23 protein-coding genes and 1 pseudogene are annotated in these 14,331 nt (G+C 59.0%); 2 read left to right on the top strand and 22 right to left on the bottom strand.

Translation table 11 applies throughout. From position 1 onward, the window contains the following. Positions 1-11: 11 nt before the first annotated feature. The 21 genes and pseudogenes from WG907_RS04635 to WG907_RS04535 all read right to left on the bottom strand — a co-directional run bounded on the left by WG907_RS04635 (position 12) and on the right by WG907_RS04535 (position 13,309). Positions 12-1,112 (bottom strand): NAD(P)/FAD-dependent oxidoreductase, encoded by a 1,101-nt coding sequence (locus WG907_RS04635; RefSeq protein ID WP_340231450.1) that lies wholly within the window; start codon positions 1,110-1,112, stop codon positions 12-14. Continuing rightward, complete coding sequence (locus tag WG907_RS04630) at positions 1,109-2,083, bottom strand: alpha/beta fold hydrolase (RefSeq protein ID WP_340231449.1); 975 nt, start codon at positions 2,081-2,083, stop codon at positions 1,109-1,111. The genes WG907_RS04635 and WG907_RS04630 overlap by 4 nt, the downstream gene beginning before the upstream one ends. Before the next feature lie 76 nt (positions 2,084-2,159). Further along, positions 2,160-3,161 (bottom strand): tyrosine-type recombinase/integrase, encoded by a 1,002-nt coding sequence (locus WG907_RS04625; protein WP_340231447.1) that lies wholly within the window; start codon positions 3,159-3,161, stop codon positions 2,160-2,162. Continuing rightward, the gene (locus tag WG907_RS04620) at positions 3,154-3,396 is read right to left on the bottom strand and encodes a helix-turn-helix transcriptional regulator (protein WP_340231446.1); all 243 of its coding nucleotides are present in this window, start codon (positions 3,394-3,396) and stop codon (positions 3,154-3,156) included. Before WG907_RS04620 ends, WG907_RS04625 begins: the two co-directional genes overlap by 8 nt. Continuing rightward, on the bottom strand, positions 3,396-3,722 hold the full coding sequence (locus WG907_RS04615; RefSeq protein ID WP_340231445.1) for a hypothetical protein: 327 nt from the start codon (positions 3,720-3,722) through the stop codon (positions 3,396-3,398). Before WG907_RS04615 ends, WG907_RS04620 begins: the two co-directional genes overlap by 1 nt. Positions 3,723-4,102: 380 nt before the next feature. Then, complete coding sequence (locus tag WG907_RS04610; RefSeq protein ID WP_340231444.1) at positions 4,103-4,249, bottom strand: hypothetical protein; 147 nt, start codon at positions 4,247-4,249, stop codon at positions 4,103-4,105. Beyond that, complete coding sequence (locus tag WG907_RS04605; RefSeq protein ID WP_340231443.1) at positions 4,246-5,151, bottom strand: hypothetical protein; 906 nt, start codon at positions 5,149-5,151, stop codon at positions 4,246-4,248. Before WG907_RS04605 ends, WG907_RS04610 begins: the two co-directional genes overlap by 4 nt. Positions 5,152-5,213: 62 nt before the next feature. After that, on the bottom strand, positions 5,214-5,960 hold the full coding sequence (locus WG907_RS04600; RefSeq protein ID WP_340231442.1) for a DUF5131 family protein: 747 nt from the start codon (positions 5,958-5,960) through the stop codon (positions 5,214-5,216). Between the two features lie 5 nt (positions 5,961-5,965). After that, positions 5,966-6,256, bottom strand: a complete 291-nt coding sequence (locus WG907_RS04595) for a hypothetical protein (RefSeq protein WP_340231441.1) — start codon at positions 6,254-6,256, stop codon at positions 5,966-5,968. Positions 6,257-6,267: 11 nt separating this feature from the next. Beyond that, a complete protein-coding gene (locus tag WG907_RS04590) occupies positions 6,268-6,678 on the bottom strand; it encodes a recombination protein NinB (RefSeq protein ID WP_340231440.1) in 411 nt (136 codons plus the stop codon). Continuing rightward, positions 6,671-7,027: a DUF968 domain-containing protein gene (locus WG907_RS04585; protein ID WP_340231439.1), complete on the bottom strand. Its 357-nt coding sequence runs from the start codon at positions 7,025-7,027 to the stop codon at positions 6,671-6,673. Before WG907_RS04585 ends, WG907_RS04590 begins: the two co-directional genes overlap by 8 nt. Before the next feature lie 47 nt (positions 7,028-7,074). Further along, a pseudogene (gene ssb, locus WG907_RS04580) lies at positions 7,075-7,491 on the bottom strand (single-stranded DNA-binding protein); the annotation flags it as partial. Continuing rightward, positions 7,491-8,426, bottom strand: coding sequence for a hypothetical protein (locus WG907_RS04575; protein WP_340231438.1), 936 nt, complete (start codon positions 8,424-8,426; stop codon positions 7,491-7,493). The gene WG907_RS04575 and the pseudogene ssb, both read right to left, overlap by 1 nt. Positions 8,427-8,439: 13 nt before the next feature. Continuing rightward, a complete protein-coding gene (locus tag WG907_RS04570; protein WP_340231437.1) occupies positions 8,440-9,102 on the bottom strand; it encodes an ERF family protein in 663 nt (220 codons plus the stop codon). A 16-nt stretch (positions 9,103-9,118) separates the two neighbouring features. Beyond that, positions 9,119-9,343, bottom strand: coding sequence for a hypothetical protein (locus WG907_RS04565; RefSeq protein WP_340231436.1), 225 nt, complete (start codon positions 9,341-9,343; stop codon positions 9,119-9,121). Next, entirely contained in the window at positions 9,340-9,705 is a 366-nt protein-coding gene (locus WG907_RS04560) for a hypothetical protein (protein WP_340231434.1), read from the bottom strand. The genes WG907_RS04565 and WG907_RS04560 overlap by 4 nt, the downstream gene beginning before the upstream one ends. Then, positions 9,702-10,034: a hypothetical protein gene (locus WG907_RS04555; RefSeq protein ID WP_340231433.1), complete on the bottom strand. Its 333-nt coding sequence runs from the start codon at positions 10,032-10,034 to the stop codon at positions 9,702-9,704. The genes WG907_RS04560 and WG907_RS04555 overlap by 4 nt, the downstream gene beginning before the upstream one ends. A gap of 30 nt (positions 10,035-10,064) precedes the next feature. After that, entirely contained in the window at positions 10,065-10,640 is a 576-nt protein-coding gene (locus WG907_RS04550) for a hypothetical protein (RefSeq protein WP_340231432.1), read from the bottom strand. A 93-nt stretch (positions 10,641-10,733) separates the two neighbouring features. Continuing rightward, complete coding sequence (locus WG907_RS04545) at positions 10,734-11,138, bottom strand: HIRAN domain-containing protein (protein WP_340231431.1); 405 nt, start codon at positions 11,136-11,138, stop codon at positions 10,734-10,736. After that, a complete protein-coding gene (locus WG907_RS04540) occupies positions 11,139-12,599 on the bottom strand; it encodes an ATP-binding protein (RefSeq protein WP_340231430.1) in 1,461 nt (486 codons plus the stop codon). 92 nt (positions 12,600-12,691) lie between these two features. Then, positions 12,692-13,309, bottom strand: coding sequence for a S24 family peptidase (locus tag WG907_RS04535; RefSeq protein WP_340231429.1), 618 nt, complete (start codon positions 13,307-13,309; stop codon positions 12,692-12,694). 9 nt (positions 13,310-13,318) lie between these two features. On the opposite strand from WG907_RS04535, the gene WG907_RS18185 reads away from it, so the two are divergent. Together WG907_RS18185 and WG907_RS04530 are read left to right on the top strand one after the other, a co-directional pair. Beyond that, positions 13,319-13,636: a carph-isopro domain-containing protein gene (locus tag WG907_RS18185; RefSeq protein ID WP_445326761.1), complete on the top strand. Its 318-nt coding sequence runs from the start codon at positions 13,319-13,321 to the stop codon at positions 13,634-13,636. A 220-nt stretch (positions 13,637-13,856) separates the two neighbouring features. Beyond that, positions 13,857-14,072: a hypothetical protein gene (locus tag WG907_RS04530; RefSeq protein WP_340231428.1), complete on the top strand. Its 216-nt coding sequence runs from the start codon at positions 13,857-13,859 to the stop codon at positions 14,070-14,072. 1 nt (position 14,073) lies between these two features. Here the strand turns inward: WG907_RS04530 and WG907_RS04525 are convergent, their stop codons facing one another. Next, entirely contained in the window at positions 14,074-14,283 is a 210-nt protein-coding gene (locus WG907_RS04525; RefSeq protein WP_340231427.1) for a hypothetical protein, read from the bottom strand. Positions 14,284-14,331: the final 48 nt, after the last annotated feature.

Raw genomic sequence — 14,331 nt, 5'->3', positions numbered from 1 at the left:
CGGCCGTGTCGTTAACGAAACCGCGCTGGAGAATAGAGCGTGGCGTCGAGGCTGGCAATCGCACCAGAAGGATTGGTGCCGGTGATCAGGGTGGCCGCCAGCATCGCAGCGGCGGGCGCGGTCTGGATACCAAAGCCCCCCTGCCCGGCAAACCAGAAAAAGCCCGGAACGGCCGGATCGAAGCCATAGACCGGGGTGCGGTCGGGCGCAAAACTGCGCAAGCCCGCCCATTTTTGCTCAACCGCGGCAATCGGCCAGTTCACTACGGCCCTGAACTGATCGATTGCCTCGGCGACCGCCAGTTCTTCAGGGGCGGCATCGCAGGCTTCCGTCCGCGCCTCGTCATGCGGGGTAAGCCAGATGCGTTCCGCCCCTTTGGGCTTGAAGTAAAATCGGCCGCCAAGATCCATGATCAGCGGGAGATTTGGCCCCGGCATGGCAGGGACGCGCAACTGGACGACGGTACGGCGCAACGGCTGGATGCCGATCGGTTCTACCCCGCAGGCGCGCGCCACAGGATCGGCCCAGGCACCGGCGGCGTTGACGACCAAAGCGCATGCGATCGCGCCATGATTCGTTTCGATATGCCAGCCCCCACTGTCAGACTTCGCCCGCCGGAGCGCGGTGGCCAACCTGATTTCGCCCCCCAGCGAACGCACACGGCGCAAATAGGCCTGATGCAGCGCATTGACATCGATATCCTGACAGCTCGGCTCCATCAGGCCGATCGTCCAATCGGACCGCAAACCGGGGACGATCCCCGCTGGCGAGACCGGCAGCAGTTCGACCTTCCCCGCATAGTCGCGCAGCAGCCGATCATAGGCGGGACGGTCCTGTTCGCGTCCGACGTGCAAGGTTTGACGTGGCGAGAGAAAGCCGGTTTCCGAAAAAGCCGGGTCCGGCGACGACAGCATCGCCTCCGACGCCGTCGTCAGCGGCTGGACGACGGGTCCGCCATAGGTTTCTTCCCAGAAGGCGACAGAACGTCCCGTCGCATGATAGCCGGCGCTATCTTCCATTTCGAGGATCGTTACCTTCGCCTGTTCGGCCAGTTTTGCGCCAAGACTGGCCCCAGCAATGCCGCCGCCGACGATGACGATGTCGGACGTCATGGCGCGACCTGATCGAGAAAATGGTCGATTCGCTTCAGTGCGTCGAGCCGGACCGGATCGAGTTCACGCAGCAGTTCATGGGCTGCTTCCCGGCCATAGATATGAAGCTGCGCGTCGGGCAACCGCCCCACCATCCGCTCGATCGCGGCAGTCGAGACCAGTTGGTCGGCGCGCGTCGCCAGTACCAGCAGCGGGGTTATGATCCGCTCCAGCGTGCCTTCAGCCTCCAGCGCGCTGGTAGAGGCAAGCGCCTGGGCCACCCAGGCCCAGCTCGGCGGCCCCAAAGCGACATCCCGGCTGTGATCGCGCCACCATAGTTCATCGGCATAACGGTCGGGATCGTGGGTCAGCCGCTTCTGGCGAAGTGCCCGCTGGCGCTCGGACCCTTCATTCTGGGTCCAGGCCTGCCGATCCGCAAAGCCAAGGCGACACATGAGCGCCGCCAGCGCCACCGCGAACCCATGGGGAAGCGGCGCTGTGCGCAGCCCCAGCATCGGCGCAACGGTGACGGCGGCGTCGGGCGGGATCATCCCCTCCGCCAGCGCACGCAGCAACAGATGACCGCCCATGCTGTGCGCCACGATCGCCGCCGGGCTGCCGCCCTCACCGCGCCAGTCTGCGGCAAAGGCTTTAAGGTCGGCGATCCACTGACCGAAATCCGCGATATGGCCCGTCAGCGGATCGTCGGTCAGCCGCCCCGACCCGCCCTGTCCTCGCCAGTCAAAGCTGGTGACCGCCCAGCCGCGTTCCGCCCAATGATGCACGACCTCCAGATATTTTTCGATCATGTCGCCGCGCCCGCCCAGCACCAGCATCCGGCCACGCGTGCCCGCCCCCAATGTATAGCGGCGCAAGGGCCAGCCATCGGGTGCCGGCCAATAATCCAGCCGTCCTCCCATAGGCCAGGCCCGCCGGTCGAAGATCGGGCCGGGGGCGACTAGAGGGGAAGCGGGCGAATCCATGGGTTGCATGGTTACGGTTTGGTAAAAAATGGCAACGCTTTCCTGCGGCTTTCGGGGCGAGTTTGAAAGAGTTTGAAAGTGCCCATTATGTTCCTTCCCATTTGAGCATCGCGGCCCTGCCCAGCTTTGCCTGTGACCGGCCCTTGGCGTAATACTCGACCATCTGAAGCGACTGGCCGCTGATCGCTGCCGTTTCAGCCGAACTACATCCGGCCTCCAGCAGCGCATTCACCGCGTTCTTGCGCAGCCCATGAGGGACGACCTTAACGCCGATCGACGCGCAGACAGATTGGATGGCGAGCCTGATCCGATTGTTCTTCGCCTCGGTCGGCGCGCCAGGGATGATGGTCGACAGACTCCGGGAATGCCGCGCCAGTTCCTTCGCCAGATCCTGATGGATCGGAATGTCGAGAGGCTTGCCCGTCTTCCGCTGTGTGATGCAGATCGCATCGCCCTGAATGTCGCGCCACTTCATGCTGGCGACATCACCGATGCGCTGCGCGGTATAGTAGAGCAGATGGACCGACAGGCGCACCAGATCGTCATCGGACGCCAGCGCGAGTTGCAGCGCGGCGTCGGGCCATGGCTGATGCTCGCCTGTGTCCATTTCCTCGATCTCGAAGAACGGATCGTTCGTGACATGTCCGCGCTTGCGACCCCATGCATAGGCGGCGCTGCCCGCGCGCTTCACCATGTTTGCGGCGCCCGGACGATCGGCCATCTTGTCGAGCAGCAGAACGATGTCCTTGCGCTCAACCAATTGCGCCGGCGCGGTGCCCAGCTTGTCGACCAGATCGGCTTGATAGAGTTCGTACAGCCTGCGCGTCGACGCCGCCATTTTAGTGAACTTGTCGCTGGCCTGGTAAAGCGCGATCAACTTGGCCAGTGTCAGTTGCTGCACCACATTCTCGCGGCGCGCGCGGTGCCCAAGGTGGGCGGCATAGGTCGCTGCAAACGATCGGTCAGCCGGATCGGGCAGGCGTTTCCACACGCGCTTGCCGTCGTCACCAGTCTGGCCGGTGTCGAAATAATAATAGAAGCGACCTTTTGCCTTGGTGCGCTTAACGAATTTGACGATCCTAGCCATTGGCGTAGAGCTTCGTGCCTGCGCGCCAGTCGTCAACGGCAGACTCGCCGGTCAACCGCTCGACATGCGCGTCTATCTCGGCGCGGCTCCAATGCAGGCCATTGCCCAGCTTGACCGGATGCGGCAACCGGCCACCCGCTATCTCGCGCTCCAGCTCGGCCGCTGACAATTCCAGATAGGCGCAGACGGATGCCCGCTTGAGCATGCGCGGCCAGTGCGGGACATGAACTCCCATCACCCTTCCTCCTGAATAGCGGCGTCGATGGCAGAAATGAAAGCTGCGGCCAAACTCACGGATATGTCGGAATATGGATTGTGCCCGCCGTATAGAAACACGGCTTTCATCGCTTGGGCCATCTCAGGCGTCGGCTCGCGCATGGCGTTTAGGGCGGCGGTGGCCTGCTCTTTGGTCCTAAGAATTTCCGGGCCATGCGTTTTGTCCGCATATTCACGCGCCGTCTCTTCATTATCGCCCTGCCCGATGCAGAAATGATACATTGACTCCCAGCTTTGATACGGCAGAGGATTGATCGCCCGCGCCATCTTCTCAATCATCGTCATTGCGTCACCTCGCGAGGCTCGATCTCGGCTAAATCCGACCGGCAGATGATGCACCCGCAAGCCTCTTTCATGGCAATGTCAGCCGCCCTATGCTCCTCGCACATCAGCCCACGATCAGCAGGCTTGCCGGCGCATTCCTCGGACATGGCACAGGCGTTTCGTGGGGTCATGGCTGGAGGGCCTTCTGGAAGCATGGGCATCGGTGCTCGGCATTTGGTGGCATTAACCCGCCGTTCGCCCTGCGCGGCGCAATCCCCTGCGTGACCGATACAGGCCACTGCTCTCTCGACACCCATCCGCACCTTGCGACGCGATTAGACAGGACGGCTCCGCTAGCGCTCTTGACGCCATCCAGATTGTATAATTTGCAGTCGCGGCATCTAGCCATTGGCCCCGCCTCCCACTCTCTCAAAGCCGTTGCGGGTCTGCTCCCAATGGCCGGGTTTCTTGTCGGGCGACGGCTCGATGCGCCAATCCCTCGACTGGCGATGCTGGCGAGGCTGCTGTTGCTGAGCGGGCGCGTTCATGCTGACGCCGGTTCCGAAAAGCCCGCAGCATTCCGATGGCCCCCGCCCCCAAAAATCGCTGCTACTACCGATACATCCTGTCGATCGTCTCGGCTGCGCAAGCTCCACATGCGCTTGTTCCCCGCCTCATACCACATGGCGGAAAACGGCGCGTCAGGATGCTTGTCGAGCAAAGCGTGGCCGACCTCGCTGGCGAACATAGGCGGGCAATTGACGACGATCGGATGGTGCTCGCACAGAGCCCGGCGCTTAGCAAAGGACGAGATTTCGTCCACCTTCGCATCGAAAAACCGTTGCATGGCCCGAGCCTCGGTCATGATCTCATGCGCCTCCCGACCATCCTCCATCTGCTGAGATAGAAGTTCGAAGCGATCGAAACTGAATGGCTCTGATCGCAACCAAAGGCCGAACGGCTTGGTGTCTTCCATCGTGAAGCGCCACAGATCGCGGTCCTGAATGAGCCGCAGCAGAAGCGGCACGGGCTGCTCGTGGCAGAACTCCCACGCCAGCACTGCGCCCGATTTGTTCATGTCGAACAACGCGGCGATCGGCTGGCCAACAAAGTCATCATTAACGCCGACGAGTGCCATGGGGTTATCGCCGGCCCAGAAGTCGCCGGCTACATCGTCAATCTGCCAATCGGCAAGCTCAGTCTGAGCCGTCTTGTGGTGATCCAGCACAATAACGGACGCGGCAGATTTTCCCATCGCGCGCAGAGTGTCAGCCTTGTAACTGAAATCCACGATCAGAACATGCTTGCCAGCAATGTCGGGTGCCGACTCGCCATAGTTAGCGGGGACATAGTGCACGGTGTTGCGCCAGCGCATCCAGCACGCCCACGCGGCACCAAACCCATCTGCACAATGGTCGTGATAGATGACAATGTCAGGTTTATAGGTCATCTCAAAATCCTTTCCGCCCGGCCGTTCAAAGCCGCTGGCCGGGCGATTGGCTGCGGGGCCGTTTATGCTGCGATCAGTTGCGGGCGGTCGAAATAGGTGCGGCCATCAAGTTCGTGGCCACCCTTATCCGCTGCCTTGCCGCCGACCTGTTTGAAGTTGAAAACACGCCCAAGTTCGGCCGCTTGGCGCTTCAAAGATCGCGCCCATTCGATATTCAAGGGGCGGGCATTCTGGCCGCTTTCGCCACCGACGATGATCCAGTCTGGCGCGTTCCTGTCCAAGATGATCGGGCCAAGCATCGGCTCAAAGCTGCCGAATGTGAAAAGCGGTCGCGCCTCGCGCTTGACCTCTGCCAGCTTCATCCGGTCGCGATCATATTCGAACTGGTTCGGCATGGTCGCGCCGACCGCCGCGTTGATAGGCAGCACGCCGCCCGTCATCTTCATGACATTGCCGATACGCTTGGTGAGCAAAAGCCAGACGAGATTGGGCGTCTCTTCGATCAGCTTAAATAGGTCGAAGCGCCATTCCGGATCGACCTCATTGTCAAACACGTCAGCCAGAGAAGCGCAGAATACAAACGGGCGTTCACCAGTTTTCGCGGCATCGCGATCCCACTTGCGCGGCTTCGACCAATTGCTCGGTGTCGTACGCCGACGTGGCTGGCCAGCGCCCCAACTGACTTGGCCATAGCGCGTATCCATCAGGTTTTCGGCATAGCAGTTGTCGCATGCCGGACTGACCTTGGTGCATCCCATCCACGGGTTGAACGTATGGTCGGTCCACTCGATCTTGCTGTTCTCCGCCATCCCCGTCACTCCCCGCCAACAGGCGTCTTGCCTGCGTTTTGCTTGCGAGACCGGCGCTGCTCAGCGGCCTTGCGCCATTTGAGGGCGTCGGGTTTGATCAGCCGGTATTCCTCGTCAGGCATGATCCGGTATTCGCGGATAATTGCTCGACCATGTTTGTAGATGTCGCTCAGCCAGTTATCGCCCTCGCGGTAAGTTACGCGGCAGCCCACAAAGCTCACCGACTCCGAAACTTCCGCCACGATCCGCTCATGCTCGGCTACCGTGATCTTGGGGGTGGGTTTCCAGAATGGCATCGGGGGTCCTTTCAGGCTGCTTGAGAGCGGGAGGGCTCAATCTCATCGGAAAGCGGGATGCCGTTCTCCGCCGCCCACGAATAAATGAACTCGATCAGGTCGCTGAATTGGGCCTTCGTCAGGCGGGACGACCGGAAGCCGACCGGCACCATGCCCTTGTCGTCCAGCGCCTGTTCAAATCGCTGGCTATGGTCGAGCGCGTGCAGGAACAGGGCTTTCCAGACATCGGGGGTCAGGGTGCGACCGTTCGGTTTGGCGCGACTGATTTCGGAAAGCAGCGCCCACATGAGGCTGTTCTGGTCGGTTGTGCGCTTGGCAGGCTGGATATTCAGCACCGCGCCCTGGGGAGCCTGCTCGACCAGCCTGTGCGCCTGCATCCGGCGATAGTCGCTGTTGAGGATGACCGTCTGTCCGTTAGCCATGTTCTTGCTCCCATGCTCGACGGCCCGGCCATGCCGCGAAATAGGCGGCGGCATCGGCAAGCGCGTCGATCTTGAAATTCGCCTGAAACGTCTGCCAACCCCAACTATGCTGCGCGCCGTGGTGGTCGTCGCACATCGGGATTGCGTGGCGATCGTGAACCTTGGTGCCCATGCCCTTGTCGCCGGCGAAGTCGACATGACAGGCGCGGACCTTACCGCCGCATCCGCCGCGATCGGCCAGGCGGCAGGGACGGCCGCGCAGCCATTGCAGGAAGCCAGGAACGCGCTTCCATGCGTCGGCACGATGGCTGTTGACCTTGCGGGGCTTGAAGGCGGAGCGGGCCAGCATCAGTCGAAGCCCGGCACATAGTCGTCATCATCGAAGCCGGGGATATGACCCTCCTGCCCCTTGCCGAAACCGCCCGACCGATTGTCCCCGCGCTGGCCACCGCTTCCGCTCTGCGCGCCGTCAAGCATTGTCAGCACCGCGCCGGGGCCGTTCAAGACGACTTCCGTGCTGAAGCGATCATTGCCGCTCTGGTCCTGCCATTTGCGGGTGCGAAGTTGGCCTTCGATATAGACCTTGCTGCCCTTGCGCAGGAAGCGTTCCGCGACCCCAACAAGCCCTTCCGACATGATGGCGACCGAGTGCCACTCGGTGCGCTCCTTGCGCTCGCCAGTGGCGCGATCCTTCCAGTTTTCGGATGTGGCGATGCGCAAATTGCACAGCTTGCCACCATTCTGGAAGCTCTTCACTTCCGGGTCGGCGCCGAGATTGCCGACGATGATGACCTTGTTGACCGAGCCCGCCATTATGCCGCCACCCTATCTTCGATGATTTTGAAACCGGGGATGGAGCGGATGCCCGCCTTCACATCCTCGCTGGCGAGTTGCTCAAGGAACGCGATGACGCGTGTCGATTGCGTCTTGGCATAGTGAGACAGCGCCTTGCCGCCCTCACCTTCGATGCGTTCGGCACGCCAGACAGAGCGCAGGCTGATGGCGCGATAGTCGCCCTTAACCTGTGTCTTGCTCTTTTCGATCTGGCGCAGATCACGGTTTGCCTGCTCAGCCGCCGCCAGCAAATTCTCCGCTGCATCGATCTCGTCCAGATCGTCGGAACCCTTTGCGGCTTGGTGTGCTGCCAGCGCTTCCTCAGCCGCCTTATCGGCTGCGGCTTTGGCAAGGCGCTCTCGTTCCACGCGCTCATCATCCAGCTTTCGCAGCCACGCGGCCGACTGGTTGTTCAGGGCCAGCACAGCCTTGCTGACAAGGCCCGGAGCCTTGTTTTTGAGCGGCGCGATATAGGCGTTGTAGCGATCCTGAATTTCCTTCACCGCCTCGTCCAGCGGGGCCTTTTCGGTCGTTCGGGCGGCGTCCGCCAGATTGGCGGCGTCCTGCAAATCACGCATAATCTTGCCGACCTGAATAGCCTGCGCTTCATCCTCGATCGTGATTCCGGTCACGCCCCGCGCCAAATCCAGCAGATCGTCCATGTGCGCCTTGATGGCGGTCCATGTCGCCGGGGTGACGGCGGCAGGCATTTCCTCGGGAGGCATGTTGCCGCCGATGACAGCGCGCGGATTTTCTGCCTCGTCAGCCTCCAGTGCAGCGACATGATCGGCCAAGGCATTGATTTCATCGGTGCGTTCCGGCGCTTCGCGACGGAGCTTCTTGAGCGCATTGCTAGCGTACGGGAAAGGCATGGTCGATATTTCGACAGCGCCTTTGCTGGATTGATACATCATCGTATTTGCCCTTTCAGTAAGGAACGAAATCGTCACCGACTTCGGAAAATTCGCCGGCAGGCTGTTTCGGCTTCTGCTGCGCGGCTTTGGCGATGCGCGCGTTCAGCGCCTTCATGGCTGCGGCGAAGTGACCGGCGGGTAGATCGGCGGCCCGGCTGACATCGGACGGCGCGAGGAACTTGGCCGGATCGACGCCAGCTTCGCGCATTTTGTCATCCAGCATGATCTCTTGTGCCGGGGTGATGCGATCAACCTTGGCCGCCGCCTGCTTTCCGCCCTGCACTTCGTGGCTCGACGCATCCGCATCGTTGTCGCCCTCGGTCGGGATCATGAAGATTTGCATGGTGGCGTACTTGAGAGCGGCCGACTGCGCTTTGTTCGCGCTCTTGTCGCCGCTATCCATCGCTTCGCCGATCGTGCAGGCTAGCGCTTTTGAACCGTCCTTCGCCGACACAAGATCGAACTCGACAGTCAAGATCGTGTACATCAGCAAGCCGCCCTTGGCGGTCTGGCGCTCCTCCCGGTCCATCTTGACGACGCGCGGGATGATGACGAGCATGTTCTCAGCGATCACCTTGCCGACCGCATTGTAAACGTCATCAATGCCGCGAAAATTGTATCCCTGCTGCTGGTTGCGCCGGTCCTTGGAGATGCCCTCCTTCGCCATGTGCGCCATGACGGCAGCGATTGCCTTATAGACTTCCATGGTGAGTCCTTTCGTAAAACGGATCGGGGTCAGCCCTGCCAGCCTCGTGGGCGGCTATGAGCCATGCGGTGCGACTGGCCTCCAGATGCCCGTCCAGCCTTGCCAAACAGGCAGCGAACGCGGCATCGCGCTCCGCCTTGTCGCGGCGGAACTGGCCCATGGAGTTGTGGCGTAGGAACCGTGCCAGCTTGTCGGTTGTGGTCGGGATCATCGAACAATCCTCAAGCCAGAGCGATACGCCGCCACCGTCGCGGCAGTGGCAACACAGGCATCCACAGCCTCACAGGCGGCATCGATCCGGTGGCCGTGGGCATTGCTGCCAAACATGCCGAGCGTATTGAATGCCGACCCCGGAGCCGCCATGATGCGCTCCATTTCTGCGATGCACATGCGCTTAAATTTCAGCAGCCGGGCTTCATGATGCTCATAGGTAGCGCCAACCAGCCGGGACTTGTTCGACCGCAGGAACGCCAGTCCGGCGTCAATGCGGGCGATGTGGCCGTTGAGCAGGTCCTGCGCCCGATAGCTGTCAGACGCGGTTGTGCTTGCTTCGATGGGCTGGTGCTTGCTCATTTCGCTTCTCCGAGAGCGGAGGCGACGGCGGCGCGGATTGCGTCCAACTGCTTTTGATGCGACGCCCTGTCTGCGGGGCGCATCTCTTCAAATTCTTCCTCGCTGACATCAAGCCAGTGCTCTACACCGCGAAGCGCGTTCAGCATCGCAGGACCCGCTACAGCGATAGCGAAATCACGATCCGATATGCCGAATACCCGGCCAACAGTGCGGGCAGGACCATCGCCGTAGTCGTTTAAACCGGCAGCGATCTCAAATCCCCGCTGTCCATCTGCCAAGCGAACAGACGAAAATTTGTGCCATTCAGCTTCGCGCTTCACTTCCGCCATCTCATATCTCCGTAAATCGCTCTGACCGGGTTAGGCGGTGCCGATTGGTTTCGCTGGAGGCGCAATACAGGCCGATCCGCCACGGTTTTTGAGAGCTTGGTCTCCAGCGGAATTGACCTTGAAGACCTCGGACAACATCAGGCTGATGCGCTCGTTCAGCACACCCCGGAAATGATCCTTGAGCGCCCCGCCGACGTTGACGACGTGCTGCTTCATTTCTTTGGTGAAGTCGTCCGCGCAAATCTGCGCCATCATCCATTCGGCGCGGGATAGACTGCTGTAGCTGCTGTCAGTCGGCTTGCCGTTGCGATCGACGCGAGCGGTCCAGTATGTGGAAACGAGCGTCTCCAGTTCCTTAGAAATCGAAGTCGGTTGACCCACCGCACGACCGAAGCCGTCTGTCTTGTTGTAGGTGCGCTCAAAGCCTTCCTTGACGATCTTCTCGACCGTGTCGGTAACAAGGGCTGTTACGCGCTCATCGAACAGCTTGGCGATGCGCAGATCGATGCCGGCCTTGATGCGGCTATAGAGATCGTCGTCGCCAGTCAGCTTATGGACCGCATCTTCAACAATCGCCTTTTCGATTGCCGCCTGATCTATTTGCATCGTCATCTCCCTCTGCGGCGGTGCGCCGGCTGTGGGGGAGGTATGTGCGATTATCGGAAGTAGCGCAAGTAGGAAAATGCGATAATCGGAAGATTATTCGTCAGGCCATTCCTCATCCGGCCACCAGTCGGCATCCTGCGAACCCGGCGGCGGCCAATCAGCGGCTCGCGAATCGGCAGGATCGGGCAGCGTCGGAACGCTCCCGTCGAGGTGCGCGCGGATGGTCGCGCCCCATTTTTCTTTTCGCTGGAAGATGGCCTGCACGATGCCGTCGCGCATAGCCTTGCCGATCATCGGCGCACGCTCGGCCGTCAGATATCCGAGCTGGACACCGCGAGCGGAATAGACGGCAATTGCGTTGCGATCCGCGGGGTTCTTTGGCTCGGGGCGAAGCTCCACGGGTTCGCCAGGAGTGCACATCTCCACCACGAACCGGCGCGGCGGGCCCTTCTTGTTATCGAACTGGACGCCGACGACGGCTAGGGAGATGTGGCGCAATTAAGAATACTGTGGTTCAACATCGTCACTATCGCTCATCTCGAAAACCTCAAGCGTAACATCGAGACTTCGTGTTATATTTCTCCCGACCATGTAACAATACAAAGCCGTCGGCCGTATCGACAGCGCAACATCCGACAAAACCTCGGCTGATGTAAATGTTTTAGTCGTGAAAAAAGCCGAATCGATCTTATGCCGGCCTACCAAATGTTTCATATGGCGCGTTTCCCGGTCTAAATTGTCCTTAACTCGGTCTGACCATTTAACTTCGCCGATCCAGGCAGGCTTTTGCTTGTGATCAAGATAAACCACGTCGACTTCCCCTTCGTTTTTCCATCGTGCATAACGCAGTTGCCCAAACGAGGAACTATGTTGCCACTGAGAAAAAACAGCAGATTCCGCCAAATGACCTATAGTTACCGAATCGTCAGCAGACACGGGACCAAAAAGAGCGGCCCTTATAGAAGGATTATTCAAATAGATTTTAAAGTGTCGTTCTCTCTGCAATGAGCGGCAAGTATCATCTACAGTGGATATTTTTATGATTAGAAATGCACTCTCAAGATATTCTATATACTTTCGTATAGTGGGTTTCGCCATGCCTGAAGATTGAGATATTTTTTCAAGGCTGGCCTCCGCACCTGTATTGTAAGCAAGATACATGAACAGCTTATTTAGGCCTTGAATATCTTGAATTCCATATAAGCTAGGCAAATCCTTCAAAAGAACCTTTTCGATTATGTCGCTGCGGATAAATCGATCAGGGTCATTTCGTATTTCCAAATTGAGGGCCGCTTCTGGATATCCGCCGAAATTTAGATAATCTATAAAAGACGAATTTAGTGCTTCCATATCGTCTGTAGAGTATTTTTTATCGCCTGATTCGTGGACTAGTTCCCCTTGACCGGTGAACTCCAAAAACTCATAAAACGTTAGCGGCGGAAGCATGAAATCGGAAAAACGTCCTGCGCCCGATTCCTTGCTCTTCAGCCTTAAAGCTGCCGCAGCAGAACCACTCGCAATAAATTTGACGTTCGGATAGCTATCCACCAAATCTTTAAGATGCTGTTCCCAATCTCGTAGATATTGTATCTCGTCAAACACGATTACACCTCGCTCGCCTTGTGCAGCAGGCGGTACAAAATCCATAAATGATTGTAGACCAAGGCTGCTGTACAACGGCGTGTCTATGCTAGCGTAAAGGATGTTTCCAGGACATACCCCTTCCTTCATTGCTTCGATGATAATTTGTTTGATCATAACGGTCTTACCAACCCGCCGGGGACCGAGCAGGATGGCCGCTCTGCGCACCTTGAAATTCAATGCAAGCTGTTTGAAGGGTGCGAAGTAAACCCTTCGCGGCAGTTCATCTTCGGGGATCCCGCTAAAATGGACCACATTCCACCACGGGTTATCGCGAGTGATCCTGGCCTGTATGTCTTTCCCGGCAATATCTCGCACTCAACACCTCAATAAGCAAACGACCGTATCACTAATCGATAATTATGGTATAACCGATTGAAATCTTTCGATAATACATAGGTAAATAGTGATCACGTCTTCCGCACGATCGCCACGACCCGCCCGACGATCGACATCTCGCCATCGGACGCAGAATCGTCGGGTACGTTTGGATTGTCAGATAGGATAGTCACGCTACCGTCGGCACGCGGGCGTAACCGCTTGATATATCCGACCTCACCGATTGCTAACGCCCATATCTTGTCGCCAACGCGAACCTCGCGCTCAGATGTGTCAATGATCACCACATCCGTCTCTAATATGGTTGGCATCATGCTATCGCCCGTGCCGGAGGCCAGAAATATTTTTTCGGGAGGCGCATTTGTAAATCGCCGGAGCCATGACCGTGAGAACTTATGCGTCTCTCCGGTGACCGGGATGTCGAGGTAAGTTCCTCCACCCATCCCATAGGCAAAGTGCCATTCCTGAATTTCTACTTCGTCGGGATCGGGCTCGTAACTTGCCCGAACATCTTCGCCAGCCTCTATCGAATTGAGCCACTCGTGGGCCTTCAAGACTTCTTGCGCTTGGAACTGACGCTCGCCAATTTTGGCTTTGGAAATCTTGTTCTCATCGATGCCGAGAACAGAGGCTAATTCCCGCTGCTTGCGTCCAGAAGCGTCCAGACGGCGAAAAATGTCGGCTGGCACGGGCCGGAGATGTCCATACGGGTCCATGCGGCTATTGAGCGCAGACTTCCGACTATCGCAATCGCGAATATCGGAACTTTTAGCTTGCGATGTACTTCCGATTATCGCATACATTGCGTCATGCACACAGAAGCTGATCTCATCATCGACGGGCTAGGAGGAACCAGCGCGGTCGCCAAGCTCATCCAAGCCCCGACCTCGACGGTCCACAGCTGGAGGAAGATTGGCATTCCAGCTTCTCGAATGGCACACCTCAAACTGGCAGCCAGATCGGCAAAGATGCCTTGGCCTAGTCCCCGCGTCCGCCAGACTGGTGCAGCGGCATGAACTGGCGCACCCTCCGCTTTCCCGCCATCTGGACGGGCGCATTCGTCGGTTACTGGCTGTTCTTTTGGGCCGCTGACATTGTCGCCGTTCTTCATTGGACCACGCCCGCTGATTGGTCCGCGAGGTCGCGATTCCTGATGTTTCTTGGCAGCGCGACCTTTGCGTTCGGTGTCACGGTCGCGGCTTGGGGTGCCCGCCCCACCAGCTCGGAGAAGGCGGCTTGATCCGCGCTCTCATACTGCGCTGGCTTGGCGCTCCGACCCGCGCCGACATCCGAGCCATGATCCTGCGCGAGATCGACGCAGATCGCGCGACGGAACAGGCTGTAAGCCAAGGGCGCGCCAGCTTCATAGACATCATCGGCTTCCGTCAGGCTTTCGAGCGTGATCGTGAAAGCCGCATCGCCAACCTTGAACGGGAGGACACCCGTGATTGATTTACTCGATAATCTTCGCGGTATCGTGCGCCGGCCTGATATCGCGCTCTGCAACAGCACTGCGGAAACGCATATAAATGGCGGCAACCTCAGCTTCCATCTGTGTCGGACTAAGCCCGCCGATCCCCTGCGTCTGCGCCCTCGCCTGCATGACAGCCTGGGTAAGCTGGGCGGCAACAAGCGCTGCGGTGTCATCGCTGATGGCAGCCATGTGATTTCCTTTCGTGCTGACTTTGACAATCGCACGATGGCTGGAACC

Origin of the sequence: Sphingobium fluminis, assembly GCF_037723805.1 — a bacterium.
Taxonomy (GTDB): Bacteria; Pseudomonadota; Alphaproteobacteria; order Sphingomonadales; family Sphingomonadaceae; genus Sphingobium.
This window is presented reverse-complemented; position numbering and strand designations above follow the sequence as displayed.

Coding starts and splice junctions, on each gene's coding strand:
- WG907_RS04635 (WP_340231450.1), bottom strand. CDS start 1,112: ATGACGTCCGACATCGTCATCGTCGGCGGCGGCATTGCTGGGGCCAGT.
- WG907_RS04630 (WP_340231449.1), bottom strand. CDS start 2,083: ATGCAACCCATGGATTCGCCCGCTTCCCCTCTAGTCGCCCCCGGCCCG.
- WG907_RS04625 (WP_340231447.1), bottom strand. CDS start 3,161: ATGGCTAGGATCGTCAAATTCGTTAAGCGCACCAAGGCAAAAGGTCGC.
- WG907_RS04620 (WP_340231446.1), bottom strand. CDS start 3,396: ATGGGAGTTCATGTCCCGCACTGGCCGCGCATGCTCAAGCGGGCATCC.
- WG907_RS04615 (WP_340231445.1), bottom strand. CDS start 3,722: ATGACGATGATTGAGAAGATGGCGCGGGCGATCAATCCTCTGCCGTAT.
- WG907_RS04610 (WP_340231444.1), bottom strand. CDS start 4,249: ATGAACGCGCCCGCTCAGCAACAGCAGCCTCGCCAGCATCGCCAGTCG.
- WG907_RS04605 (WP_340231443.1), bottom strand. CDS start 5,151: ATGACCTATAAACCTGACATTGTCATCTATCACGACCATTGTGCAGAT.
- WG907_RS04600 (WP_340231442.1), bottom strand. CDS start 5,960: ATGGCGGAGAACAGCAAGATCGAGTGGACCGACCATACGTTCAACCCG.
- WG907_RS04595 (WP_340231441.1), bottom strand. CDS start 6,256: ATGCCATTCTGGAAACCCACCCCCAAGATCACGGTAGCCGAGCATGAG.
- WG907_RS04590 (WP_340231440.1), bottom strand. CDS start 6,678: ATGGCTAACGGACAGACGGTCATCCTCAACAGCGACTATCGCCGGATG.
- WG907_RS04585 (WP_340231439.1), bottom strand. CDS start 7,027: ATGCTGGCCCGCTCCGCCTTCAAGCCCCGCAAGGTCAACAGCCATCGT.
- WG907_RS04575 (WP_340231438.1), bottom strand. CDS start 8,426: ATGATGTATCAATCCAGCAAAGGCGCTGTCGAAATATCGACCATGCCT.
- WG907_RS04570 (WP_340231437.1), bottom strand. CDS start 9,102: ATGGCGCACATGGCGAAGGAGGGCATCTCCAAGGACCGGCGCAACCAG.
- WG907_RS04565 (WP_340231436.1), bottom strand. CDS start 9,343: ATGATCCCGACCACAACCGACAAGCTGGCACGGTTCCTACGCCACAAC.
- WG907_RS04560 (WP_340231434.1), bottom strand. CDS start 9,705: ATGAGCAAGCACCAGCCCATCGAAGCAAGCACAACCGCGTCTGACAGC.
- WG907_RS04555 (WP_340231433.1), bottom strand. CDS start 10,034: ATGGCGGAAGTGAAGCGCGAAGCTGAATGGCACAAATTTTCGTCTGTT.
- WG907_RS04550 (WP_340231432.1), bottom strand. CDS start 10,640: ATGCAAATAGATCAGGCGGCAATCGAAAAGGCGATTGTTGAAGATGCG.
- WG907_RS18185 (WP_445326761.1), top strand. CDS start 13,319: ATGTCCATACGGGTCCATGCGGCTATTGAGCGCAGACTTCCGACTATC.
- WG907_RS04525 (WP_340231427.1), bottom strand. CDS start 14,283: ATGGCTGCCATCAGCGATGACACCGCAGCGCTTGTTGCCGCCCAGCTT.